19 protein-coding genes, 1 tRNA gene and 1 riboswitch are annotated in these 24,744 nt (G+C 61.8%); of the genes, 9 read left to right on the forward strand and 11 right to left on the reverse strand.

Features of this window, described 5'->3' with window-relative positions; translation table 11 throughout:
* Positions 1 to 103: 103 nt before the first annotated feature.
* The 4 genes from I6L33_RS18690 (at position 104) to aceA (ending at position 4,312) form a co-directional block, all read left to right on the forward strand.
* Positions 104 to 180: transfer RNA gene (locus I6L33_RS18690), tRNA-Pro, on the forward strand.
* Positions 181 to 454: 274 nt separating this feature from the next.
* Entirely contained in the window at positions 455 to 601 is a 147-nt protein-coding gene (locus tag I6L33_RS18695) for a hypothetical protein (RefSeq protein WP_017778551.1), read from the forward strand.
* Between the two features lie 716 nt (positions 602 to 1,317).
* Entirely contained in the window at positions 1,318 to 2,925 is a 1,608-nt protein-coding gene (gene aceB, locus I6L33_RS18700; protein WP_005302741.1) for a malate synthase A, read from the forward strand.
* A 73-nt stretch (positions 2,926 to 2,998) separates the two neighbouring features.
* On the forward strand, positions 2,999 to 4,312 hold the full coding sequence (gene aceA / locus I6L33_RS18705; RefSeq protein ID WP_005302742.1) for an isocitrate lyase: 1,314 nt from the start codon (positions 2,999 to 3,001) through the stop codon (positions 4,310 to 4,312).
* 113 nt (positions 4,313 to 4,425) lie between these two features.
* On the opposite strand, the gene hda is transcribed toward aceA, so the two are convergent.
* The 3 genes from hda to upp form a co-directional block, all read right to left on the reverse strand.
* Positions 4,426 to 5,127 carry a DnaA inactivator Hda gene (hda, locus tag I6L33_RS18710; RefSeq protein WP_010633474.1) on the reverse strand — a complete coding sequence of 234 codons (702 nt, stop codon included), beginning with the start codon at positions 5,125 to 5,127 and terminating at the stop codon, positions 4,426 to 4,428.
* 215 nt (positions 5,128 to 5,342) lie between these two features.
* Positions 5,343 to 6,362, reverse strand: a complete 1,020-nt coding sequence (locus tag I6L33_RS18715; protein ID WP_216973100.1) for a DUF2066 domain-containing protein — start codon at positions 6,360 to 6,362, stop codon at positions 5,343 to 5,345.
* 145 nt (positions 6,363 to 6,507) lie between these two features.
* Positions 6,508 to 7,134, reverse strand: a complete 627-nt coding sequence (upp, locus tag I6L33_RS18720; RefSeq protein ID WP_005302745.1) for a uracil phosphoribosyltransferase — start codon at positions 7,132 to 7,134, stop codon at positions 6,508 to 6,510.
* 175 nt (positions 7,135 to 7,309) lie between these two features.
* Here upp and purM point away from each other — a divergent pair, with 175 nt between their 5' ends.
* Both purM and purN read left to right on the forward strand, forming a co-directional pair.
* The gene (gene purM, locus I6L33_RS18725; protein WP_216973101.1) at positions 7,310 to 8,347 is read left to right on the forward strand and encodes a phosphoribosylformylglycinamidine cyclo-ligase; all 1,038 of its coding nucleotides are present in this window, start codon (positions 7,310 to 7,312) and stop codon (positions 8,345 to 8,347) included.
* Positions 8,344 to 8,982, forward strand: coding sequence for a phosphoribosylglycinamide formyltransferase (gene purN / locus I6L33_RS18730; RefSeq protein ID WP_216973102.1), 639 nt, complete (start codon positions 8,344 to 8,346; stop codon positions 8,980 to 8,982). Before purM ends, purN begins: the two co-directional genes overlap by 4 nt.
* Positions 8,983 to 9,226: 244 nt before the next feature.
* Here the strand turns inward: purN and I6L33_RS18735 are convergent, their stop codons facing one another.
* From I6L33_RS18735 to I6L33_RS18755, 5 genes are all read right to left on the reverse strand, one after another.
* The gene (locus I6L33_RS18735; protein ID WP_017786251.1) at positions 9,227 to 9,988 is read right to left on the reverse strand and encodes a Nif3-like dinuclear metal center hexameric protein; all 762 of its coding nucleotides are present in this window, start codon (positions 9,986 to 9,988) and stop codon (positions 9,227 to 9,229) included.
* Positions 9,989 to 10,135: 147 nt separating this feature from the next.
* Complete coding sequence (locus tag I6L33_RS18740; protein ID WP_010633470.1) at positions 10,136 to 11,479, reverse strand: sigma-54 dependent transcriptional regulator; 1,344 nt, start codon at positions 11,477 to 11,479, stop codon at positions 10,136 to 10,138.
* 76 nt (positions 11,480 to 11,555) lie between these two features.
* Positions 11,556 to 12,590 (reverse strand): sensor histidine kinase, encoded by a 1,035-nt coding sequence (locus I6L33_RS18745; RefSeq protein ID WP_017782332.1) that lies wholly within the window; start codon positions 12,588 to 12,590, stop codon positions 11,556 to 11,558.
* Between the two features lie 106 nt (positions 12,591 to 12,696).
* Positions 12,697 to 14,118: a sigma-54 dependent transcriptional regulator gene (locus tag I6L33_RS18750; RefSeq protein WP_005302751.1), complete on the reverse strand. Its 1,422-nt coding sequence runs from the start codon at positions 14,116 to 14,118 to the stop codon at positions 12,697 to 12,699.
* Positions 14,119 to 14,398: 280 nt separating this feature from the next.
* Positions 14,399 to 15,268, reverse strand: a complete 870-nt coding sequence (locus I6L33_RS18755; protein WP_043158610.1) for a DUF2726 domain-containing protein — start codon at positions 15,266 to 15,268, stop codon at positions 14,399 to 14,401.
* Between the two features lie 210 nt (positions 15,269 to 15,478).
* Between I6L33_RS18755 and I6L33_RS18760 the strand changes: the two genes are divergently transcribed.
* The 3 genes from I6L33_RS18760 (at position 15,479) to ppx (ending at position 19,616) form a co-directional block, all read left to right on the forward strand.
* Positions 15,479 to 15,991 (forward strand): glycine cleavage system protein R, encoded by a 513-nt coding sequence (locus I6L33_RS18760; protein WP_005302753.1) that lies wholly within the window; start codon positions 15,479 to 15,481, stop codon positions 15,989 to 15,991.
* A 75-nt stretch (positions 15,992 to 16,066) separates the two neighbouring features.
* A complete protein-coding gene (gene ppk1, locus I6L33_RS18765) occupies positions 16,067 to 18,136 on the forward strand; it encodes a polyphosphate kinase 1 (protein ID WP_216973103.1) in 2,070 nt (689 codons plus the stop codon).
* On the forward strand, positions 18,126 to 19,616 hold the full coding sequence (ppx, locus tag I6L33_RS18770; RefSeq protein WP_216973104.1) for an exopolyphosphatase: 1,491 nt from the start codon (positions 18,126 to 18,128) through the stop codon (positions 19,614 to 19,616). Before ppk1 ends, ppx begins: the two co-directional genes overlap by 11 nt.
* A 65-nt stretch (positions 19,617 to 19,681) precedes the next feature.
* Here the strand turns inward: ppx and mgtE are convergent, their stop codons facing one another.
* From mgtE to I6L33_RS18785, 3 genes are all read right to left on the reverse strand, one after another.
* On the reverse strand, positions 19,682 to 21,025 hold the full coding sequence (gene mgtE / locus I6L33_RS18775; RefSeq protein WP_005302756.1) for a magnesium transporter: 1,344 nt from the start codon (positions 21,023 to 21,025) through the stop codon (positions 19,682 to 19,684).
* A gap of 120 nt (positions 21,026 to 21,145) precedes the next feature.
* Positions 21,146 to 21,315, reverse strand: a riboswitch (M-box (ykoK) riboswitch).
* Positions 21,316 to 21,527: 212 nt separating this feature from the next.
* Positions 21,528 to 22,736, reverse strand: a complete 1,209-nt coding sequence (flgL, locus tag I6L33_RS18780; protein ID WP_017782329.1) for a flagellar hook-associated protein FlgL — start codon at positions 22,734 to 22,736, stop codon at positions 21,528 to 21,530.
* A 4-nt stretch (positions 22,737 to 22,740) separates the two neighbouring features.
* Complete coding sequence (locus tag I6L33_RS18785) at positions 22,741 to 24,741, reverse strand: flagellar basal body rod C-terminal domain-containing protein (protein ID WP_025201428.1); 2,001 nt, start codon at positions 24,739 to 24,741, stop codon at positions 22,741 to 22,743.
* Positions 24,742 to 24,744: the final 3 nt, after the last annotated feature.

The following is a 24,744-nucleotide window of genomic DNA, read 5'->3' on the forward strand; positions in this document are numbered from 1 at the left end:
CTGAGCAATAAAGAAGCAGTCAGCATCTCTATGATAAAAAAGGAGTTGCGTCCAAAGGTGCGGAACATTAGACTTCCTCCCCGTCAGCACAGACTGACCTTGTCGGCGTGTAGCGCAGCCAGGTAGCGCACTGTCATGGGGTGTCAGGGGTCGGAGGTTCAAATCCTCTCACGCCGACCATCATTCCCCGAAAATAGCCCAGTCCAGCGACTGGGCTATTTTTTTATCCGTCATCCCGATCTTCACCCGCCGCTCGCCGTTAGCCTCTCGTGTCACGCCCTCTCCTTCAAAGAGTCACCAATCAGTTGCGGTACGGATTTTATTCAGAACCGCTTGAAACCTTTCGAGAGTATCGCTAGGATACGCGACTTTTCCGCCGGCATTTCGTACAGGGAGGTGGAAACCCGGGTGATGGAGTCACCAACCGGCTTGCAATCCAGTGAGGCAAGCACCCATGACGCAAGCAGTTGAAGCACAACCCGAACACTCTCCCCTGCCCCAGCCGGCCACCGAAATCGGTGCCAACCAGTATGTGGCCGAACATGGCCCCGTCGTACGGCTCGACATCGTCGATCTGGCGGCGCCGGACGATGACTACTGAACCGTCAACCCTGGCGTCAACCCTTCCTGTCACAGGAGATCAGGGTCGCGACACTCGGGATCATCTCCCCTTGATACCTCCTTTGAGGGCCAGGATGGCCCGCTGATACAAATAACAACAATATCCTGCGTAACGAAATAGCGGCAGTCATATCTGCTACCAGCGTTCCTCCCCTCACCTGCACACGCCATCCCCTGAGGTGATACAAACCTACGTTATTGCCCATCACTTTCTCACTCGGCTGCCACCGGACCCCATTTGGTCCCATTGAGCGACTTGAGTTTTAAACAACCGTTCTCCAGCCAATGCCAGAAGGCACCAAGCGCTTGCTGGGTTGCTCAAACGCATTTCATACGGACGTTTTTTGAAAGCTTGGAGTGAGGTCGGGATTTGTTTTTGCATTTGTAATTTTATTACGTAATAAGTTACATCCCGTCGACTGTTCTCCCCCCGATATGGGGCCACCGCGAAGGGGTGGAAAACAAGAGCATAACCATCTGCATAGAGTTTTTGCGCTAATCAAACAAATCCATTTAAAACATATAGTTAACATCATGACCAAAACGGGCGTTTTAAAAAAGCTGTTGACGAATAGAGCAATATTTCGCACCTTATGAATCGTGTTATCCCGTTGTTACGGGAAGATTGAAAAAACAGGGATCGACTTTAGTCGTAGTTAATTAGTTCAAAATGTAATTCTCAAAGGAGTGAACACTATGTCGGCACCGGCCCAGACCCACTGTAGCGCCCGTCTGCGCATCCAGGGCGAAATGCATCCCGATTACGCGCAAATTCTGACGCCGGACGCGGTGGCCCTGGTATCCGAACTGGTGGAACGCTTTGCTCCCCAACGGGACGAATTGTTGAAACAACGTGTGGCACGCCAGGCCCGTATCGATGGCGGCGAGCTGCCGGACTTCCTGCCTGAGACTGCCCACATCCGCGCCGGCGACTGGACAGTACGCGGCATTCCTGCCGACCTGCAGGATCGCCGTGTTGAGATCACCGGCCCGGTCGAGCGCAAGATGGTGATCAACGCCCTCAACGCCAACGTCAAGGTGTTCATGGCGGACTTCGAAGATTCGCTGGCCCCCGCCTGGAACAAGGTGATCGAGGGTCAGATCAACCTGCGCGATGCGGTCAATGGCACCATTGCCTACCAGAGCCCGGAGGGGAAATCCTATACCCTCAATGCCGATCCGGCCGTGCTCATCTGCCGGGTACGCGGTCTGCACCTGCCGGAGAAACACGTCACCTTTGATGGTGCCCCCATTCCCGGCGGCCTGTTCGACTTCGCCCTCTATTTCCTGCACAACCACAAGGCGCTGCTGGCCAAGGGATCCGGCCCCTACTTCTACGTGCCCAAGCTGCAGAGTCACCTGGAAGGACGCTGGTGGAGCGAGGTGTTCGCCTGGACCGAAGACAAGTTCGGCCTGCCCCGCGGCACCATCAAGGCCACCGTGCTGATCGAAACCCTGCCAGCGGTGTTCGAGATGGACGAGCTGCTCTATCAGATGAAGGATCACATCGTGGCCCTCAACTGCGGTCGTTGGGACTACATCTTCAGCTACATCAAGACGCTCAAGAATCACCCGGATCGCGTCCTGCCGGACCGCCAGGTGGTGACCATGGACAAACCGTTCCTCTCCGCCTACTCGCGGCTGCTGATCAAGACCTGTCACAAGCGCGGCGCGCTGGCGATGGGGGGCATGGCCGCCTTCATTCCGGCCAAGGATGCCGCCGTCAACGAGCAGGTCTTCGCCAAGGTACATGCCGACAAACAGCGTGAAGCCGACAACGGCCACGATGGTACCTGGGTGGCCCACCCAGGCCTGGCCGACACCGCCATGGCCGTGTTCAACGCCACCATCCCGGCCGGCGCCAAGAACCAGATCGGCGTGCTGCGCGAGCAGGATGCCCCCATCACAGCCGCCGACCTGCTGGCACCCTGCGAGGGCGAGCGCACCGAGGCAGGCATGCGCACCAACATCCGGGTTGCCCTGCAGTATCTGGAGGCCTGGATCAATGGCAATGGCTGCGTGCCCATCTACGGTCTGATGGAAGATGCGGCTACCGCCGAGATCTCCCGCACCTCCATCTGGCAGTGGATCCGCCACGGCAAGTCCCTGTCAAACGGCCAGGTGGTGACCAAGGATCTGTTCCGCCAGATGCTGGCCGAGGAGCAGGAGGTGGTCAAACGCGAGGTGGGCGAAGCCCGCTGGCAGTCGGGCCGTTTCGCCGAGGCGAGCGCCCTGATGGAAGAGATCACCTGCGCCGATACCCTGATCGATTTTCTGACGCTGCCCGGTTACGAGCGGCTCTGAATCACGGGCTCCGCAAGGGGCTCGCCAATAACAAGTCAATGGAAACGTGAAATCAATGAAAGAGGGAACTGATATGGCACTGACCCGTGAGCAACAGATCCAGGCTATCGAGAAAGACTGGGCACAGAACCCCCGCTGGAAAGGGATCAAGCGCGGCTACAGCGCCGAGGACGTGGTCAACCTGCGCGGCAGCCTGCAGCCGCAGCACACCCTGGCCCAACGTGGCGCCGACAAGCTGTGGGAGCTGATCCACGGCGGCGCCAAGAAGGGCTACGTCAACTGTCTCGGCGCCCTGACCGGCGGCCAGGCGGTGCAACAGGCCAAGGCGGGGATCGAGGCGATTTACCTCTCCGGCTGGCAGGTAGCGGCTGACAACAACCTCTCCTCCACCATGTATCCGGATCAGTCCCTCTATCCGGCCAACTCGGTGCCGTCGGTGGTGGAGCGCATCAACAACTCCTTCGCCCGTGCCGACCAGATCCAGTGGGCCAACAAGGTAGGGCCGCAGGATGAGGGCTTTATCGACTACTTCCTGCCCATCGTCGCGGATGCGGAAGCCGGCTTCGGCGGCGTGCTGAACGCCTTCGAGCTGATGAAGGGGATGATTGAGGCAGGTGCCGCCGGCGTGCACTTCGAAGATCAGCTGGCCTCGGTGAAAAAATGCGGCCATATGGGCGGCAAGGTGCTGGTTCCGACCCAGGAAGCGGTGCAGAAGCTCGTCGCGGCTCGTCTGGCGGCCGACGTGTGCGGCACCAGCACCCTGGTGATCGCCCGTACCGACGCCAACGCGGCAGACCTGCTGACCACGGATGCGGATCCTTACGATGCGGACTTCCTGACCGGTGAGCGCACCGCCGAAGGTTTCTACAAGGTGCGAGCCGGCATCGATCAGGCCATCGCCCGCGGTCTGGCCTACGCCCCCTACGCCGACATGGTGTGGTGCGAAACAGCCAAGCCGGATCTGGACGAGGCGCGCAAGTTTGCCGAAGCGATCAAGGCCCAGTTCCCGGATCGCATCCTGGCCTACAACTGCTCCCCGAGCTTCAACTGGAAGAAGAACCTGGACGATGCCACCATCGCCCGCTTCCAGCAGGAGCTGTCCGACATGGGCTACAAGTACCAGTTCATCACCCTGGCAGGGATCCACAACATGTGGTTCCACATGTACGAGTTGGCCTACCAGTACGCCCGTGGCGAAGGGATGAAGCACTATGTCGAGATGGTGCAGCAGCCCGAGTTCGCCGCTGCCGAGCGGGGCTACACCTTCGTGGCACACCAGCAAGAGGTGGGCACCGGTTACTTCGACAAGGTGACCACCGTCATCCAGGGCGGCCAATCCTCGGTGACCGCTTTAACGGGTTCCACCGAAGAAGATCAGTTCCACTGATAGGCAGAACTCTTTGAGAGAGTCCTTGAGATAGGCAAAACCCCGGCCACTGGCCGGGGTTTCTTTTTATTCATTGCTTAGGCGTCGCTCACGCTCAAACACACCCGAAGGGCTCAGAGCTCGAGGATCTCTTTAACAAAGGGGATAGTCAGCTTGCGCTTGGCACGAAAAGAGGCGTTGTCGAGCTGATTGAGGGTGGTGAGCAGGGTGCGCATGTCGCGCGAGAGGCGGTTGAGCAGGAAGCGGCCCACGTCGATGGGCAGTTTGAAGCCCCGCAGCTCGGCACGCAGCTGCAGGGCACTGAGCTTGCCCTCATCGTCCAGCTCGTCGAGGTGGAAGCTCACCCCCCAATCGAGGCGGGAGGCGAGATCCGGCAGCTGCAGCCCCAGTTTGCGCGGCGCGCTGCAACCGGTCACCACCAGGGTCCCCTCGCCTTTCTCCTTCCAGCGGTTGTAAAAGTCGAACAAAGCGCGCTCCCACAGGGCATTGCCGGCGATCGCTTCCAGGCTGTCGAGGCAGACCAGCGGCAGGCTCTCGAGGGCGTCGAGCATGCTGGGATCCAGCTGTTCGAACTGATCGAGGGAGAGATAGGCGGCGGCAGCGTCGCGAGCATTGACCTCGGCGCAGGTGGCGTGCAGCAGATGGGAGCGGCCCGATCCCTTGGCCCCCCAGAAATAGAGGAAAGGCGAACCCTGACCAATGGCCGCATTCTTGAGGGCGGTGATCAGATGAGCATTGTTGCCGGGATAAAAACTGACGAAGGTTTCATCATCCGGTAGTTGTACGGCTAAAGACAGTTGGGCCGGTTGCTTCACTCGTTGGGCTTTGACTGTGACATTTGCGGGCAAGTGTATCATCGCGAAGGCGGATAGAGAACCGCCCGGACGATGCCGGGCGGTGTGGATCCTCATAAAGGATCCAGGCTGCGACCATTGCTAACGGGAACGGCTACTCCTTGGCCGGCGCGCTCAAGCCCTGGCAGAAGAGCGCCCATGGCTCTCGGCCGAACGGTCAGGATCCTTGGCCAGGATCAGGGCTGCGACCACTGGTAGCTCAGCCCCTCTGGGGTATCCGCCAGCTGGCGCAGCCGGCTCTCCAGCTGCAGCCCGCGGATGAGCTCGGCCTTGTCCCCCTGCAGGCTCAGGTTGAAGGTCACCTTGTCCCCCTCCAGTTTGCCAATCTCCACCTTGGTGACGCTGGCCATCCCCTGCAGCATCTTCTGCACCGTGATCATGCCGTCGATACCGGACAACCCCTCCACCACCAGTGTCTGGCTGGAGGCGACACCGGAGATGCGCGCCCCGTAGTTCTGCACCAGCCAGCCAGCCAGGGCATCGGCGAACGTCTGCGCTACCTCGGCCTGGGTGCCGGCGCCCTCGCCCCTGGTCAGTTCGCTCAGCTCACCGCCGGCCTTGGGCCCGTAGAGACCCCAGTCGATGCTCCACTTGTCACCTTCAGGGGTGAGCTTGCCCAACACCACCATCTCGGCGCCGTAACGCTGGCTCGCCTTGAGGATGGGATCGGCGAAACGGCCCCAGACGTCGGTGGCATTGACCGCCATGTTGTCATCCAAGTCCATCAGCGGAATGCTGACCGGCAGCCCCATCGCCTGGGCCTGGGTACGCAGGGCGGCGGCCCAGCCATCGCTGGACTGATCCGGCAGAATGCGCCGCTCCCCTTCATTGATCACCAGCCAGATGGCCACTTGCGGCCGGGCCGGGCCCAGCAGGGCGAACTTGCTCTCGGCCACCAGGGCATTGACCTTGGTCACGTCGAAATCGGCCTTGAGAAACTTCACCGGCCCCACGTCCTGATAACCGTAGTGCTGCACGAACGCGCCGGGGGCCGCCAGCGCCTTGACCACCGCCGGCTGGGTCAGGATGTCGCGCTTGCCGGTCACCTTGACGAGCACCTCGCCCAGGGCCTGGGACTGGGCTGCCGCCATGTCGCCGCTGGTGGGGGCCTTGCCCTGATAGAGATCGGTCACCTGGGCGGCTGACACCATGAATGACAAGCCGCAGCACAGGGCGGTCACAACACGTTTGAGCATGAGAGAAGTCTCGAAATGGGAGATGGTGCTTATGGTAGCGGCAAGGCGCGCATGGCAGCAAGCCGGGGGCGGGAGAAACAGCGGAGCCGGCGAGATGCCGGCTCCGTTTGCGCGCCAGCCTGACGCGCCTTGAGGCGATCGCGGCTTACTTGGTGCCGAAGATCTTGTCGCCGGCGTCGCCCAGACCCGGGACAATGTAGCCCTTCTCGTTCAGGCCCTGGTCGATGGAGGCGCAGAACAGCTCCACATCCGGGTGAGCGGCTTCCAGCGCCTTGATGCCTTCCGGCGCGGCAACCAGCACCAGCACCTTGATGGACTGGCAGCCCTTCTTCTTGAGCAGGTCGATGGTGGCGATCATGGAGCCGCCGGTGGCCAGCATGGGGTCGATGACCAGCGCCAGACGCTCTTCGATGTTGCTGACGATCTTCTCGAAGTAGGGAACCGGCTGCAGGGTCTCTTCGTCGCGGTAGATACCGACCACGCTGACGCGGGCGCTCGGCATGTGCTCCAGCACGCCATCCATCATGCCCAGACCGGCACGCAGGATAGGCACGACGGTGACCTTCTTGCCCTTGATCTGGTCAACTTCCACTGGCCCGTTCCAGCCATCGATGGTAACCTTCTCGGTTTCGAAGTCAGAGGTCGCTTCGTAGGTCAACAAACTGCCCACTTCCTTGGCCAGTTCACGGAAACGCTTGGTGCTGATATCGCCTTCACGCATCAGACCGATCTTGTGCTTGACCAGGGGGTGTTTGACTTCAACGACTTTCATTATTATCTCCTCTAACTGCCGCAAAAAAATCGCGGAATCATACAACAAAAGCCGCCGCTTGTAGAGCATTTCCGCGCAAAAACGCGCAAACGATTTCCTTTCTGGTTTTTCACCGCCACTGTTAGAATACGCCCCGAATTTTACCCTCCACTTCTTTATATGACGGGGAATACGCGTGACTGACAAAACCTCACTGAGCTACAAGGATGCTGGCGTGGATATCGATGCCGGCAATGCACTGGTTGAACGTATCAAGGGCGTGTCAAAGCGCACTCGTCGTCCTGAAGTCCTTGGTGGTCTTGGCGGCTTTGGGGCCTTGTGTCAAATCCCTGCGGGCTACAAGGAGCCGGTGCTGGTCTCCGGCACCGACGGGGTGGGCACCAAGCTGCGCCTCGCCATCGACCTGAAGAAGCACGACACCGTGGGCATCGATCTGGTGGCCATGTGCGTCAATGACCTGATCGTGCAGGGCGCCGAGCCCCTCTTCTTCCTCGACTACTATGCCACTGGCAAACTGGACGTCGACACCGCTGCGGCCGTGGTCACCGGCATCGGTGCTGGCTGCGAGCAGTCCGGTTGCGCCCTGGTGGGCGGCGAAACCGCCGAGATGCCGGGCATGTATGAAGGGGAAGATTACGACATCGCCGGTTTCTGCGTCGGTGTGGTGGAGAAGAGCGAGATCATCGACGGCAGCAAGGTCGGCGAAGGGGATGCCCTGATCGCCCTGGCCGCCAGCGGCCCCCACTCCAATGGCTTCTCCCTCATTCGCAAGATCCTGGGAGTCTCCAAAGCCGACGTGCAGCAACCACTGGGTGATACCACCCTGGCCAATGCCCTGCTGGAGCCGACCCGCATCTACGTGAAACCCGTGCTCAAGCTCATCAAGGAGTGCGAGATCCACGCCCTCTCCCACATCACCGGCGGCGGTTTCTGGGAGAACATCCCGCGCGTGCTGCCTGCCAACACCCAGGCGGTGATCGACGAGCAGAGCTGGCAGTGGCCGGCGGTGTTCAGCTGGCTGCAAGAAGCTGGCAACGTCACCCGCCACGAGATGTACCGCACCTTCAACTGCGGCGTCGGCATGATCATCGCCCTGCCGGCAGATCAGCTGGAAAAAGCGCTGACCCTGCTCAAGGCCGAAGGCGAGAACGCCTGGCATATCGGCCATATCGCCAAGGCGGCCGATGGCGAGGAGCAGGTCGTCATCCAATGATGCGGATCCTGGTCCTTATCTCCGGCAACGGCAGCAACCTGCAGACCATTCTCGACAGTTGCGCCGATGGCAAGATTGCCGGGCAGGTGGTCGGCGTCATCAGCAACAAGGCCGATGCCTACGGGCTGGTGCGCGCCAAAGAGGCGGGGGTGGCCACCGCCATCCTCGCCCAGCAGCAGTTTTCCAGTCGGGAGGAGTATGACGCCGCCCTGCTGGCGCTAATGAACGACTATCAGCCCGACCTGGTGGTGCTGGCCGGCTTTATGCGGATCCTGAGTGCCGACCTGGTGCGGCACTTTGCCGGGCGGATGGTCAACATCCACCCCTCCCTGCTGCCCAAGTATCAGGGGCTGCACACCCACCAGCGCGCCATCGACGCCGGTGATGACGAGCACGGCGCCAGCGTCCACTTCGTCACCGAAGAGCTCGACGGTGGCCCGGTGATCCTGCAGGCCCGCGTTCCCATCTTCGAAGGGGACACGGCCGAGGAGGTGGCGGCCCGGGTGCAGGTGCAGGAGCACAGCATCTACCCGCTGGTGGTGCAGTGGTTCTGTGAAGGCAGGCTGCAGATGCGGGAGGGGGCCGCCCTGCTCGACGGCGCCCTGCTCGGCCCCGCGGGTTATGCCAGCGAGTAACGGTTAACCGCAGCATGCAAAATAGAACAAGGGAGGCTCAGGCCTCCCTTGTCATTTCTACATACCCGAACAATAGCAGCATTAATTCAAAGCTGTTCACGACCTGTCGCGAGAAAGCGTCAGCAAGGTCACAAGCCGCTCAGGAACCGGAACGTATGGACATACGTGAGCACTCTTTGCTGTATACATAAGCGAGCAGCACATGAGCCTTGATCACGGTTTCGCAGCAAGATCGTGGACTGGTTTACACCGGATTGTCGATATCGATAAAGGTGACATCCAGCCCATGCACCGTCGCCAGCCACTCCCCCAGCGCCTTGACGCCGTAACGCTCGGTGGCGTGGTGACCGGCAGCGTAGAAGTGCATGCCCATCTCGCGGGCGGTGTGGATGGTCTGCTCGGAGGCTTCGCCAGAGATGAAGGCATCTATACCCTGCTCCGCCGCCAGATTGATGTAGCTCTGGCCGCCACCGGTGCACCAGGCCACGGAGCGGATAAGCTCGGGGCCGCTGTCGCCGCAATGGAGCGGTTCACGGCCGAGGCGCTCGGCAATCAGCTTGGCAAAATCGCTGCCACTCATGGGCTCTTCCAGCTTGCCCACCATGGCGACGCTCTTGCTGTTCCAGGGCTCGAGGCCGCGGCGCACCTTGATGCCCAGCAACTGGGCCAGCTGGGCGTTGTTACCCACCTCGGGGTGCACGTCCAGCGGCAGGTGATAGGCAAACAGGTTGATGTCGTGGGTCAGCAGGGTCTTGATGCGGCGTTGTTTCATGCCGGTGATCTGGGCTGGCTCGCCACTCCAGAAGTAGCCGTGATGGACCAGGATGGCGTCAGCATCGGCAGCCACGGCCGCGTCGATCAGAGCCTGGCTGGCGGTCACGCCGGTCACCACCTTGCGAATGCGCTCACGCCCCTCCACCTGCAGGCCATTGGGGCAGTAATCCTTGATGGCGTGGGGTTCGAGCAGATGGTTGAGTACGCTTTCCAGTTTTCGATGAGAGATCATAGGGGTCCCTTATAAAGGCGCCGACCCCTGTGCTGCGATGCAGACAGGAATCGGGCTCATAACGCCGAGGCCCCATGATAATCGAGGCGGGCCGGCAAGACCATGATGCCTCCCGCACTGCGGCCCCTGGTCGAGCCCGAAATGGCCTCAGGCCGGCAGGTCGATCCCCGCCTCGCGCATCTGGGCCAGCTTGTAGCGCAGGGTGCGCGGGCTGATGCCGAGCCGGTCGGCCACCGCCTTGCGGCTGCCGTTGCAATCCTGCAGGGTGTCGAGAATGATCTGGTGCTCCTGCTGCTTGAGCTCGCTGCCCAGGTGTTCGCTGCCGCTGCTGCGCTCGTTGCCGACCAGTCGGATCTCCTCTTCCTCCACCTCTTCCAGAATGAGGTGCTCGCAGCCAATGAGGCCGTCGGGGCTCAGAATGAGGGCGCGCTGCACCACGTTGTCGAGTTCGCGCACGTTGCCGGGCCAGGGGTGAGCCAGCAGCCGTTCGCGGGCCGCCTCCGTCAGTTGCGGCGTCGGCAGTCCCTGCTGACCGGCATGCAGCGCCAGCAGGTGTTCCGCCAGCGGCAGTATGTCGCCGGGGCGCTCCCACAGCGCCGTCCAGCGCAGCGGGAAGACATTGAGGCGATAGTAGAGATCCTCGCGAAACAGGCCATCCTGCACCGCTTTTTTCAGATCCCGGTTGCTGGTGGCGATGACCCTCACATCGAGCGGGATCAGCTTGCGACTGCCGAGCCGCTCCACCTCTTTCTCCTGCAGCACCCGCAGCAGCTTGGCCTGCAGCCCCAGATCCATCTCGGTGATCTCGTCGAGCAGCAGGGTCCCCCCCTGGGCCTGTTCGAACTTGCCGGGGCAGCCCTGCACCGCACCGGTAAAGGCCCCCTTCTCGTAGCCGAACAGGGTTGCCTCCAGCATGTTTTCCGGAATGGCGGCGCAGTTGATGGCGACGAAGGTCTGTTCGGCGCGGCTGGAGTTGTCGTGGATGTAGCGGGCCAGCACCTCTTTACCGGTCCCGCTCGGGCCGGTCACCATCACGGTGGCCTCGCTTCTGGCCACCCGGGTCGCCAGCTGGAACAGCTCGGCAGTCTTGGGATCGCCGTAGACCACGGCCCGTTTCTCCACCTTCTGGGCCGGCACATAGCGGCTGACCTGATTGAGCAGCACCTCGGGGGAGAAGGGCTTGGCCAGGTAATCGATGGCCCCTTCGCGCATGGCCCGCACCGCGCCGTCAATATTGGCGTAGGCGGTCATCAACAGCACCGGCACCTGGGGATATTGCTGACGAATGTTGGCCAGCAGGGTCAGGCCGTCCATCCCCCCCATCTGGATATCCGAGATCACCATGTCGAAGCTCTGGCGCGACAGGGCCAGCAGAGCCCGCTCGCCGCTGTCCACCTCGCGGCACTCATAGCCGCCGAGCAACAGGGTATCCATCAGCGCTTCGCGCAGGCCATTGTCATCTTCCACTACCAGGATCCGGGCCTGAGTCATGCTACACCTCCCACCACAGCCAGCCTGGCCGCATTGATATTGATCCCTGCCGGATGGCGCTGACGCTCAACGTGGCTCATGCGACACCTCCGAGCGGCACCGCCTGCTGATGCAGGGGGAACGACAGGGTAAAACAGGTGCCCTCACCGGGGACCGAGGCCACGCTGACCTCCCCCTGATGGGCACGGACGACGGATTGCACCACCGCCAGCCCAAGGCCTGTGCCCTGGGATCGGGTGGTAAAGAAGGGTTCGAAGATCTGGCTCAGCAGGTGGGCGGGCATCCCTTTGCCGTTGTCGAGGATGCGCAGCTCCACCCGGGCGCCGCTGCGCACCGCGCTCACCAGCAAGGAGGTTGCCCCCGCCTGCTGGGCGTTGGCGATGAGGTTGTTGACGGCTCCCGCCAGCGCGCTGTTGTTGGCCAGCAGGCAGAGATCAGGCTCCGGCGCCTCCATGTGCAGCTCGCAGCCCTGCTGGGCGCAGAAGGCTTCGGCCCCCGCCTGCACTTCGGCCAGCAGTCCCTGTACCGAGGTGGGGGTCACCACCTGGTTGTCACCGTTGCGGGCAAACAGCAGGATGTCGTTGATCTGCTTCTCGAGATCCTGCAGGCGTGCCATCAGCTTTTGCTGGAACTGGCTGCGGGATTCGGGCTTGAGGGTGCGGTTGGCCAGGTTGGCGGCATAGAGCATGGCGGCGGAGAGCGGCGTGCGGATCTGGTGGGCCAGCGAGGCAGCCATGTTGCCAAGGGCCGACAGCCGCTTCATGTGGTTGATGCGATCTTGCAGCTGGCGGGTTTCGGTCAGATCGTTGATGAACACCAGCTGGCCCGGCTGATCCGGCAGCGGCTGGGTCGACAGCTGCACCCGGCGCCCATCGCGCAGGGAGATCTCGTGGCCGTCATCCTCGCGGGGCTGAAAGCAGCGGTCGATGATCTGGCGCCAGGCCTGCCCTTCCAGCGGCTCCCCCAGCAGCGCCTTGGCAGCCGGATTGGCGCGGGTGATCCGGCCCTCGCCGTCGAGCAGCAAGACACCGGTGGGCAGCGCCGTGAAGATGGCGTAAAGCTGGCTCACCTCGTGAGACTGGAGCGGGGTTTCTTGCGGCTGGGCTGTCATAAAGCTGACCTCAAACTGGCGACTGAGTCAGCTTATTCAATTTCCATGCCACTAAAAATTATATATAAAATCAAAGCCTTGAAGCTAGGCGTCAAGGCTTTGACCCTTATGCTTCCTTGCTCATTCCGTATTTTTTCATCTTCTCCACCAGGGTGGTACGGCGCATGCCGAGCAGGTCGGCAGCGCGGGCAACCACCCCGTCCTGGGACTCCAGCGCCTGGCGGATCAGCTCCACTTCCAGGTCAGCCAGCATCTCCTTGAGGTTGACCCCCTCCTCCGGCAGCTGCATGGCGCGGGCGTGGCTGGCGGGCAGATCCAGCTCGGGCGGATCCTGGAACACGGCGGCCAGCGCATCGCGCTCGTCCATCTCGGTCAGCCGCTCGTCCCGCGGCTCGCACGGCAGCAGCCGATAGCGGCTCGGCAGGTCGGCCACATCGACGATCTGCTGCGGGTAGAGGATGAGCAGCCGCTCCAGCAGGTTGGAGAGCTCGCGCACGTTGCCAGGCCAAGGATACTGCATCAGGGACTCCATGGCGCGCTGGGTCAGGCGGATCATCCCCTGGTGCAGCTCGGCGTGGCGATTGAGCAGCTCCTGCAGCAGCAGCGGGATGTCGTCGGCCCGATCCCGCAGCGGCGGGGTCTCGATGGGGAAGACGTTGAGGCGATAGTAGAGATCTTCACGGAAGACCTGGGTGCGGATCATCGCCTCCAGATCCCGGTGGGTGGCGGCAATGATGCGCACGTCCGCCTGAATCGGCTTGCCACCGCCGACCCGATCAAACATCCGCTCCTGCAACACCCGCAGCAGCTTGACCTGCATCGGCAACGGCATGTCGCCGATCTCGTCGAGAAACAGGGTGCCCCCCTGGGCCAGTTCGAAGCGGCCGCGCCGGGCGGCGATGGCGCCGGTGAAGGCCCCCTTCTCGTGGCCGAACAGCTCGCTCTCGAGCAGCTCGGCCGGGATGGCGCCGCAGTTGATGGGCACGAAGGGGCCCGCGCTTCGGGCCGAGAGTTCATGGATGGCGCGCGCCACCACCTCCTTGCCGGTACCCGATTCGCCGAGGATCAGCACGTTGGCATCGGTCTCGGCCACCTGGCTGATGAGCCGGCGCACCTCCTGGATCCCCTTGCCCTTGCCCACCAGCAGCCGCAGCAGCGCCTGCCCCTTGTCGTGGGTCTGCTGACGGGGATGGAGGGAGACGAAGGCCTGGCAAAAGTGCAGATGGCGGGTCAGGGATTCGTAGGTGAAGGGGGACTCTGCCACCCCGATGAAGTTGCTGTTGGGGAAGTCGGCTTCCACCAGCGACAGAAAGGGTACCCGGGGAAAACCGGTCAGCAGCTCGCCCAGCGGCCGGCCATTGAGGGCACCGGTCAGTACCCCCTGCAGCGGGCCGGATGACTCGATGGCTACCTCCAGATCACCCTCGGCAACCTCCTGCCAGGGGATCCCCATGAACGAGAGAACTGTCCCCAACTGTTGGCGCCGCTGCGCATCGGCGTCAACAATCAACACTCCCATTGCCATCATATCCATCCCTCTATTCTCGACGTAACTTATTGTTTTATTGTGCTTATGTGGTCAAGCCACGCACTTTATGCAGGATGCACAAAGTGCCAAAATTCCGACGCATTGTCAAAATTTGTCGCATTTCACCTAAGTTTATCGACCCAACGGCGCCACAAGATAAATTTTGTCGACACTTTTTTTGGGTAACGCGGGCAGGCCGCGGGCAAACAAGAGGAGGAGAGGAACAGGAGCGAGAGCGTCTCGCTTGCGGCCCGCAGCGGGCCGCAAGCAGGCGGGATGGTCAATGACGGGCGTGAGTGTGGGGCGCGGCGTAACGGCACTCGGGGAAGCGGCTGCAGGCCAGGAACAGCCGGCCGGCATGGGGTCCCTTCTTGGCTTCCCGCTCCACCAGCGGCGCATCGCAACGGGGGCAGTGCGGCACCTGATGGGGAGCCTCGTCTTCGTCCTCTTCCACCTCGGCAAACAGATTGTCCACCAGCTCGGCGTCGGCCGCCGGCAGCGGCGCGCTGCGTGGCGATACGATGGCCTTGATGGGGGCCACGGCCGGGGCTCGGCCACCATGGTGGGGCTCTTCCACCTCGACCCTGTCCAGCTGCAGAGGGCTGAAGGTAGGTTCGCGGCGCTCGCCCGGCAGCAGATCCTCTTGCGGCAGATCCGTACTGCGGTTCAGCAGCGGCAGGATCTGTTCGCGCAGCTCCTCGACCTGATAGTGGCTGCTCGCCGGGATCTGCAGCAGCGGCAGACCCGCGCTGTCAAAGGCGGCCTTGAGGAAGCTGTCCCGCGCCTTGCGCTTCTGATGACGGTGGGAGCTGTCATCGAGCTCGATGGCGCAGATGAAGGAGAGATCCGAGGGGTGGCAGAGCAGATAGTCCACGTGCTTGGTGCTGATCTTGTTGAAGGCCTGCTGCCACTTGCTCTTGCCCATCCCCGCCTCCGGCGTCAGCACATCGGCCACCCGCACCTTGGCAAAGACCCGGGCCTGGTCGCCCACCGCCAGATCCAGCACACCGAGGAAGGAGCGCTCCGCCGGGCTGAACAGGGTCTCCTGCAGCTCATAGGGCAGCGCTTTGCCCTTCTTGCCCCTGCTCCAGAAAATCGCCAGCAGAAGCAGCACCAACAACACCAATCCCGATACGACAAGGCTATTCATACGCGCACATCCCGCTCACCAGAGCCAGCTAGTTTCACAATACAAAACAGGGGCATCACTCTACCACGCGGCTGCGGGCGCAGGCAGTGCAGAAATGGAGTCAGCCCCCTCTTCGCCGCGCTTTTTCGCCATTTTTGCTGCCAGCAGGGCTTCATATGGCCTGTGACAGCAGGCACAATGCTGGAGAAACCCAATTCCAAGGAGAGCAGGATGCAAAAGCAATTGGTCGTGACCGTGATCGGAGCGGACAAGCCCGGTATCGTCGAGAGTCTGGCGGACGTCATCAGTCACCAGCAGGGCAACTGGCTGGCCAGCTCCATGAGCGAGCTGGCGGGACAGTTTGCCGGCATCCTGCACGTGAGCGTGCCTGACGAGCACTACCGCAGCCTGTGCGAGGCACTGGCCATGCTGCCTGGCCTCACCGTCAGCTTCGCCGAAGGCCAGCTCAGCCAGGAGCCAGAGCGGCAGGTGATGGTCAGCGTCACCGGCAACGACCGGGCCGGCATCGTCCACGAGGTGGCCAGCATCTTGCGCCAGCTCAACGTCAACGTGGCCGACCTCACCACCGGCTGCGAGCCCGCCCCCCACTCGGGCGCCCCGCTCTTCTACGCCCACGCCCTGGTGGCGCTGCCGCCCCGGCTCGAACTGGGGGATCTCATCAGTGCGCTGGAGTCCCTCTCCGACGATCTGGTGGTCGACATCGACCAGGCCTTCATCGACTGAGCGGATGGTCATCAATCTGTCATATTTCCACGCCATAACTGCCGCGCAGACGCGACCTGACCACAGAGGCATCACATGAGCACCGACAAGCAGTATGAAGAGAAGGAGCTGAGTTGGCTCTCATTCAATGAACGGGTGTTGCAAGAGGCGATGGACAAGACGGTCCCGCTCATCGAGCGGGTCCGTTTTCTGGGGATCTTCTCCTCCAACCAGGACGAGTTCTTCAAGGTACGGGTGTCGGACGTCAAGCGCCGCATCCTGATCAACGAGGTGCACGGCGGCGACGACGAGGCCAAGGTGTTGCTGCGGGCCATCCAGCAGAAGGTGATGGCGCTCGGCGAGGCGTTCGACAACACCTACAAGGAGCTGCTGATCGCGCTGGCCCGCCACAACATCTTCCTGGTCAACGAGAACCAGCTCTCCGAATCCATCCAGCAGTGGCTGCGGGTCTTCTTCAAGGAGAAGGTGCTGCGCCACATCATCCCGATCCTGCTCAACAAGGAGGTCAACCCGGTCAAGTTCCTGAAAGACGAGTACACCTATCTCGCCATCGAGATGAAGAAGAACGGCCAGGTGATCCAGTACGCCCTGGTAGAGGTGCCGACCGACGATCTGCCCCGCTTCTTCCAGCTGCCGCCGGAGGGCACCCGCCGCAAGAAGCAGATCATCATCCTGGACAACGTCATCCGCTTCTGTCTGGACGAGATCTTCAAGGGCTTCTTCGATTACGACGAGATTGCCGCCTACGCGGTCAAGCTGACCCGGGATGCCGAGTATGACCTCTCCGACCAGCTCGACCTCAGCCTGGTGGACAAGATGAGTGATGGCTTGAAACAGCGCCTCACCGCCATGCCGGTGCGCTTCGTCTACGAGCGGGAGATGCCGGCAGCCATGATAAGCTTCTTGAAGCTCAAGCTGCAGATCAGCTCCTACGACGCCATCATGCCGGGCGGGCGCTATCACAACTTCAAGGATTTCATCGGCTTCCCCAACGTGGGTCGGGACTATCTGGAGAACCCCAAGCTGCCGGCCCTCGATTGCCGCGACTTCGACGGTTTCGTCAACGCCTTCGACGCCATCACCAAGCAGGACATACTGCTCTACTACCCGTACCACAAGTTCCACCACTTCACCGAGCTGGTGCGCCAGGCGGCGTTCGATCCGGCGGTGAGCGCCATTCGCATCAATATCTACCGGGTGGCCAAGAAGTCGCGCATCATCCACTCCCTCATCGATGCCGCCAACAACGGCAAGAAGGTGACCGTGGTGGTGGAGCTGCGCGCCCGCTTCGACGAGGCGGCCAACATCGACTGGGCCAATATCCTGACCAATGCGGGGGTCAAGGTGGTGTTCGGGGTGCCGAGCCTCAAGATCCACTCCAAGCTCTGCCTCATCACCCGCCACGAGAATGGCGAGGCGGTGCGCTATGCCCACATCGGCACCGGCAACTTCAACGAGAAGACCGCCAAGATCTACACCGACTTCTCCCTGCTGACCCGCCACCCAGACATCACCGCCGAGGTGGAGAGCGTGTTCGAATACATCGAATACCCCTACCGGCGCTACAAGTTCAATCACCTGCTGGTCTCCCCCATCAACAGCCGGCGCCAGCTCTATCGGCTCATCGACAACGAGCTCACCAACGCCAAGGCGGGGCAGCCTTGCGGCATCACCCTCAAGATCAACAACCTGGTGGACAGGGATCTCATCAACCGGCTCTACGCCGCCGGTCAGGCCGGGGTGCCCATCCAGATGATCATCCGCGGCATGTGCGCCCTGCGCCCCGGGGTACCGGGTCTTAGCGACAACATCCGAGTCATCAGCATCATCGACCGCTTCCTCGAACATCCGCGGGTGATGGTGTTCCACAACCGGGGCAACCCCCAGCTCTATATCTCCAGCGCCGACTGGATGAGCCGCAACATTGACGGTCGCATCGAGGTGGGCACCCCCATCTACGACGAGCGCCTCAAGCAGCGCATCCTGGATATTCTCGAGCTACAACTGAGTGACACCTGCAAGGCGCGGGTCATCGATGCCGACCAGAAGAACGAATACGTGAAGCGGGGCAACCGCCGCAAAATTCGCTCCCAGGTCGCGATTTACGACTACCTCAAACGCATAGAGTCAAACAATGGACAATAGCCTGTACGCCGCCGTCGATCTCGGCTCGAACAGCTTTCACATGGTGATCGCCCATCTCAGCGAGGGGCGCTTTCGCATCGTCGATCGCATCAAAGAGCGGGTGCGGCTGGCCGACGGGATGGATGCCCACAAGCGGATGAGCCCGGAGGCGATGGCTCGCGGCCTCGCCTGCCTGTCGATCTTTGCCGAGCGGCTTACCAACATCAATCCGGATCAGATCCGCATCGCCGGTACCTACACGTTGCGCCGCGCCAGCAATGCCCGCGAGTTTGTGAGCGAGGCGGCCAAGGTGCTCAACCACCCCATCGAGATCATCAGCGGCCAGGAGGAGGCGCGCCTCATCTATCAGGGGGTCGCCCATACCCAGCACATCGAGGGACAGGTGCTGGTGGTGGACATCGGCGGCGGCAGCACCGAGCTCATCATCGGCGAAGGGTTCGAACACAAGGCGCTCACCAGCCGCAAGATGGGCTGCGTCAGCTTCACCCAGAGCTTCTTTGCCAACGGCAAGCTCGGCGAAAAAGCCTTCAATGGCGCCGTGCTGGAGGCTCAGCACCAGCTCGCCCCCATCATCAACCAGTACCGCAAGCTGGGCTGGCAGAGCTGCCTCGGCAGTTCGGGATCGATCCGCACCGTGCGCGATGTACTGCAGGGTGAGGGCTGGACCGACGGCAGCATCACGCTCGCCGGGCTGGAGCAGCTCAAACGGGAGATGCTGGCCCACAAGCGGGTCGGCGATCTTAAACTGGCCGGCCTCACCGAAGAGCGCCAGGAGGTGTTTGCCGCCGCGGTCGCCATCCTGATCGGGCTCTTCACCTCCCTGCCCATCGAGCGGATGGAGTACTCCGACGGCGCCCTGCGCGAAGGCTTGCTGTATGAGTTCGAGGAACGGCTGCAGCACCACGACATTCGCGAGCGCACCGCCCAGGCCCTCGGCACCCACTACCGGCTGGACCGAAAGCAGGCCGCCCGGGTGGAGCAGAGCGTGCTGACTCTGTTTGATGCCCTGCAGGTGCCATGGCAACTGCCGGTAGAGCCCTATCGCGCCATCCTCGGCTGGGCAGCGCGGCTGCACGAGATTGGCCTTGCCATCAACTACAGCGGCATCCACCGCCACTCCGCCTATATCCTGCAGCACACCGATCTGCCCGGCTTTAACCAGGACGATCAGGCCCTGCTGGCTGCCCTGGTGCGCTTCCAGCGCAAGGGGCTCAAGCTCGCCGAGCTGCCCGCCCTGCCCAACCACGACGAGCTGACGGTGCTGCGCTGCATCCGCATCCTGCGCCTCGCGGTGGCCGCCCACCACAGGCGTCAGGACAACCTGTTGCCCGAGTGGAAAGTCGCGGCGCAAGGCGATCAGCTGGTGGTGACCCTGCCGCTCGACTGGTGCGAGGAGAACAAATTGCTGATGCAGAATCTGGAGAAGGAGCACCGCTATTGCCAGGAGCAGGGCTGGCCGCTGCTGTTCCAGCTCGGCTGAGCGCGGGCGACGGATGCAAAAAAGGCAGCCCATGGGCTGCCTTTTGCGTTTTCTCAGATGGCGACTTACTGCAGCTCGGGCAACAGCAGCTTGGCAATCTCGAAGTAGATGATAAGACCGGTGCCGTCCACCAGGGTGGCGATGAAGGGGGCGGACACCACCGCCGGGTCGATGCGAAAACGACGCAGCACCATGGGGATCACAGAGGCGACGGTGGCGCTCCACAGCACGATGGCGATGATGGTCAGGGTGACGACCATGCCGATCTGGGGACCGACCCCTAAGCTCCAGGCCCGCACCCAGGCTGCCAGCGCGATGGCGGCCGAGATGAGCAGACCGGTGGAGATCTCCTTTTTCAGCACGGTGCCGAGGTTGCGCAGGCTCACCTCCCCCACCGCCATGGCACGGACAATAGTGGTGGTGATCTGGGTGCCGCTGTTGCCGCCGGTGCCGATCAGCAGCGGGATGAAGAAGGCCAGCGCGATGGCGGCTTCCAGCTGCTCTTCAAAGGCCCGCAGCACGGTACCTGTATAGGCTTCGGCCACGAACAGGATCAGCAGCCAGCCCACCCGCTTGCGCCACAGCTGCCAGGGGGTCGCCTGCAGATAGGGAGTATCGAGCGGCGAGGAGCCCCCCTGCATCTCCGCATCCTCGGTGGATTCGAGCTCCAGGATGTCGGCGGCATCGTCCACGTGGAAGATGCCCACCAGCTTGCCCTGATCCTCCACCGGCAGGGTCGAGAGGTCACGATCGATCAGCAGGCGGGCGGCCAGCTCCTGATCCGCCCGAGCGTTGATGCGCACCACCTCCCGGTCCATCAGCTCGCTCACCGGCAGTTGCGGGTCGGCAATCAGCAGGGATTTGAGCGAGATGCTGCCGAGCAGGCGTTTGTCGTTGTTGACCACATAGAGGTTCTGGAACAGCTGGGCGTTGTCCCAGGCATCGTGGATCAGCTGCTTGGCACTGCCCACCGTCTCCTGATCGCCGATGGCCAGAAACTCGTGGCGCATGTTGGCGCCCACCGATTCGGTCGGCCAGTCGAGCAGGGAGTAGAAGGTGGACTGTACCTGCTCCGGGAAGCGGGCAAGCAGCATGGTGCGATCACTGCTTCCCAACCGGCGCAGAATGGCCAGCATGTCGCGACGGGGCATGGCCCCCTGCAACAGGCTGACGATGCTGACATGCAGTCGCATCAGCAGCCGGCCGGCACACTCCGCCGACAGCGAGCCGAGCAGTGCAGCCCCCTCGTTGATGGGCAGGGTATCGAAGATGCAGTTGAGCTCTTCCGGACGCAGGGTCAGCAGTTGATCGGCGCGCTGAACCGGATCCAGGTTGTGCTCCAGCCAGCCCTGCAGGGCGGCCAGATCGAGCAGTTGGTGACGATTGAGTAGTGTCTGTGTTTTCTTCATCACAAATGACCTCATGTGATTTCAGGCAAGCCTGAGCGCGAACGGTGATCCGTCGCCGTCTGAAAGAAAACAGCAATTTGATTGACGAGTAATAGGCAGGAAATGACGCCGTTCGGCGTGTCATCATCCCCACGTACCAGCTTTAGCACTGCATAACGTATCCGGCATGCCGGAAGCCACTTGGGTTTACACCTTAATCCGATGAAAACTGTCCTGATCTTGGGCGTCTCTGGACGTCGTGAGATCAGTGGCCTGTGTTTATACAGGAGCCTCGCCTAACGAGATGCTGCAAATAGTCGCACAACCCTCTGTTGTGCGGGCAGCATGATTATCGAACGCTCAATAGGAGTCAACCCGGGGCAAGGGGCTAAATGGCCCATGGCAACAGCTTGTTACAATTGGTTGGCAAGGGGAGTTGAATGAGGATAAAAAAGCGAAAAAAAGGGACTGGAACGGCAACCATCGCTTGCGGCCAGCCAGGGCCGCAAGCGATGAAAAAAGCTCAGCGGATGTAGTCGAACAGGGTCAACTTGCTGATCTTGCTGAAAGAGAGCTGGGTGGCGCTCAGGGCCGCATCCTCTTTCGACAGGGTGGCGATCACCTCGTAGAGATCCGCTTCGGAGACCTTGGCCCTCGCCTGCTGGTTGAGGGTACTCAAGCCTTCGTTCGAACCCATCACCTGCTCCAGCCCGTTCATGCGCCCGCCGATCTCCCCCAGCCCCTGATCCACGTTCAGACGGGCATTCTTCATGTGGGCGGTGGCATCCGCCACCTTCAGCTGGAAGGTATCCGGCGTGATGTTGGGATCCCGCAGCGCCGTGATGAAATCGGACATGCCATCCAGGATGTTGTTGTTCTGGGGCGGATCCAGCACGAAGTTTTGCGCGGCCCCCCCCGCCGGCAGCGACAGAGTCAGCTCCAGCCCGTTGAAGGGGATCTTGTTGCCCGCCACATAGTCGCCGCTTTGCAGCAGGGTACCGCCACCATCCCTGATCTCGTAGGTATCCGGCGTGCCAGCGATGGTGTTCACCGTGTACTGGTTGCTGGCGAGCGAAGGGTCATAGTTGTTGCGGTAAAAACTGTCGAAGTGGCCCTGATCGGCCACCCCGACCTGAATATTGGCGCTCCCCGCGCTACTGGTACGACGGGTCGGCACGATTTCAAACAGGTTGAAGCCAGAATCGTTGGCGGCAATCTGCACCGTCGGTGACACCTGGATCTTGCGCTGACCGGTATCCCCCTGAAAGATGTAGTTGCCGCTGGCATCCTGAATGAAGGGCTGGGTCTTGCTCTGGTTGCCACCAAAGATATATTCGCCCTGGGAGTTCTTGCTGTTCATCAGGTCGAACATCTGCTTTTGCAGCCCCTCCAGCTCGCTGGCGATGGCCTGGCGATCCTCGTACCCCACCGCCGAGTCGTTCGCCTTCTGGATCAGGGTCTGGGCGCTGGTCATGGCGGTATTGAGAGCGGTCAGCACCGTCTCCTCGTGGCCCAGGCTGTTTTCCAGCAGGCTGCCGTTGACCCCGTACTGCTTGAAGAGATCGATCTCCTTGGTCAGCGCCAGCTTCTGGCTCATGCCGGAAGGGTCCTCCCCCGCCGACTTGAACTTCTCCCCCGTCATCAGTTGCTCATAGGCCGTACTCAGCCGCTCGTTGGCACTGTTCAGCGAGGAGATGTTGCGGTCATAGACCATGTTGGTAGTGATACGCATCGGGTTACCTCACTGATGACAGCAGGGTGTCGAAGATGGTCTTGGCGGTGCTGACGATCTGGGCGGAGGCGGCATAGGACTGCTGATAGCGGATCAGGTTGGCCGCCTCCTCCTCCAGACTGACGCCGGAGACACTCTCGAAAATCCCCCTGCTCTGGGTCAATTTCGTTTCATCGGCCTTGAGCTGGCTCTTGGCCTGGCTGGTGGTGTTGCCCACCCCGGTCACCAGGCTGGAATAGGCCTCGTTGAAGGTCATCTTGTCGTTGCTGGTGCCGGCATTGCTACTCTTGCGCACCAGATCCTTGTTTTGCAGTTCGGCCAGCGCCAGGCCATTGGCGTTGTCGGCAAAGCCGTCGGTGTTGTAGCTCAGGGTGAAGCTGTCATTGGCTTCCACCTTGCCGGTGATGCTGAACTCATAACCCGGGGTCTGGGTCGGAGTGGCATACACCTTGGGGCCACCGAGCGGATTCTCTAGGGCCGCCATCAGGTTCTGCCCCTTGCTGGCGGCGGGGGCAACCCCGATCAGGGTGGTACCGTCCGCGGCATAGACCTGATAGTTGCCGCTGCCATCTATCTTCACCACCTGAGGTGAGGCCGGATCTAGGCTGTTGGTGCCAAAGCCGGAACCGGCGCCGGTATTGGTGATGCCAGTGAGCTTGATCTCGCCCGAACCGAAGTTGTTTTTGCCTTTATCCGCCTTGAGCGGCGATGCCAGCGCCAGATCTTCGGCCCGGGTCACCAGCTGGTCCAGGCCGGCAGCCGCCCGCTTGGTGGGTTGCAGCAGGATCCTGTCCCCCGCCGCCGGCGTGCCGGAGAGATCGAACTGGATGCCGTGCCCCGCCACCTGCACGGTGGCGGGTGGCGTGGTGCCGGTGGCCAGCGAGGTGCGGTTGCCATCCTTGTCCACCGAAAACACCTCGTAGCCGGTGGCACTGCTGAACTGCACCTCGTAGTCGAAGGTGGTCACTTCCGTCCCCTTGCCGGGCACGAAGCTCACCTTGGCGGTAGCGTTGCCGGTATTCTGGCTGTAGGGCAGGCCATCGCTCGTGCCGAGAGAGAAGAGGTCCCCCCCCAGCTCGTTGTCCAGATCCATCCCCAACCGGTTTTGCTGGTTCATGGCATCCGCCATGGCGGCCGCCAGCTGACCCAGCTCGCGCTTGGCCGGCTCCAGATCGTTGCGGGCAGAGAAGAGCCCCCCTATCCCGCCGCCTATGTCCTTGTCATTGAGGGCGACCTTGTTGGGATCCATGACCAGCTGCAACTCGGACTCACGGGCATCGGGATTGCCCGGCACCACGCTGAGCTGGGCAACGCTGCCGTTGAGCACCAAGGAGTGGCCTGTGCTCATGTTGACCAGCATGCTGCCGTTGTCCTGCGGCACGGTGCGGATCTCCATCTTCTCGGAGAGCTGGCGAATGGCCTCGTCCCGCTGATCGAACAGCATCAGGTTCTCTTCCGGCGTGCCCTGAGTGCGAATGATGGCCTGGTTCAGATCGTTGATGCTGTTGATCAGGCTGTTCACCCGCTTGGCTTCGTCACCGATGGTGGTGTTGATGGTGTCGGTTTGCTTGTCCAGCTGGGCCGACAGGGTATGAAAGCGGTTCACCATGCCACTCAGCCCGCTCAGGGTGGTCTTGCGGCCCGAGATGTCGGCGGGGGCTTCGTTGGCGGTATGGAACCCCTCGAAATAGGAGCTGATGGCGGCACCGACGCTGTTGCTGGTGTCCCCCAGCAGGGTGTCGGTGTTGGCGAGCTGCTGATAACGGGTGGAAGAGGCATAAAAGGCCGAAGTGTCGCGTCTGACCTCCCCTTGGGCATAGGCGTTGATGACCCGCTCGGTCAGCATGTCTCCGGTGCCGAGTCCGTTGGCATTGGTATAGATCAGGGTACGTTCACGCACATAGCCCTGGCTATTGACGTTGACGATGTTGTTACTGGTGGTCTGCAGCAGCCGCTGCTGGGCCATCACACCCGAGGTACCAATTCCAAGCAGATCGCTTGCCATGAC

Source organism: Aeromonas sp. FDAARGOS 1403, assembly GCF_019047325.1.
GTDB lineage: Bacteria > Pseudomonadota > Gammaproteobacteria > Enterobacterales > Aeromonadaceae > Aeromonas > Aeromonas dhakensis.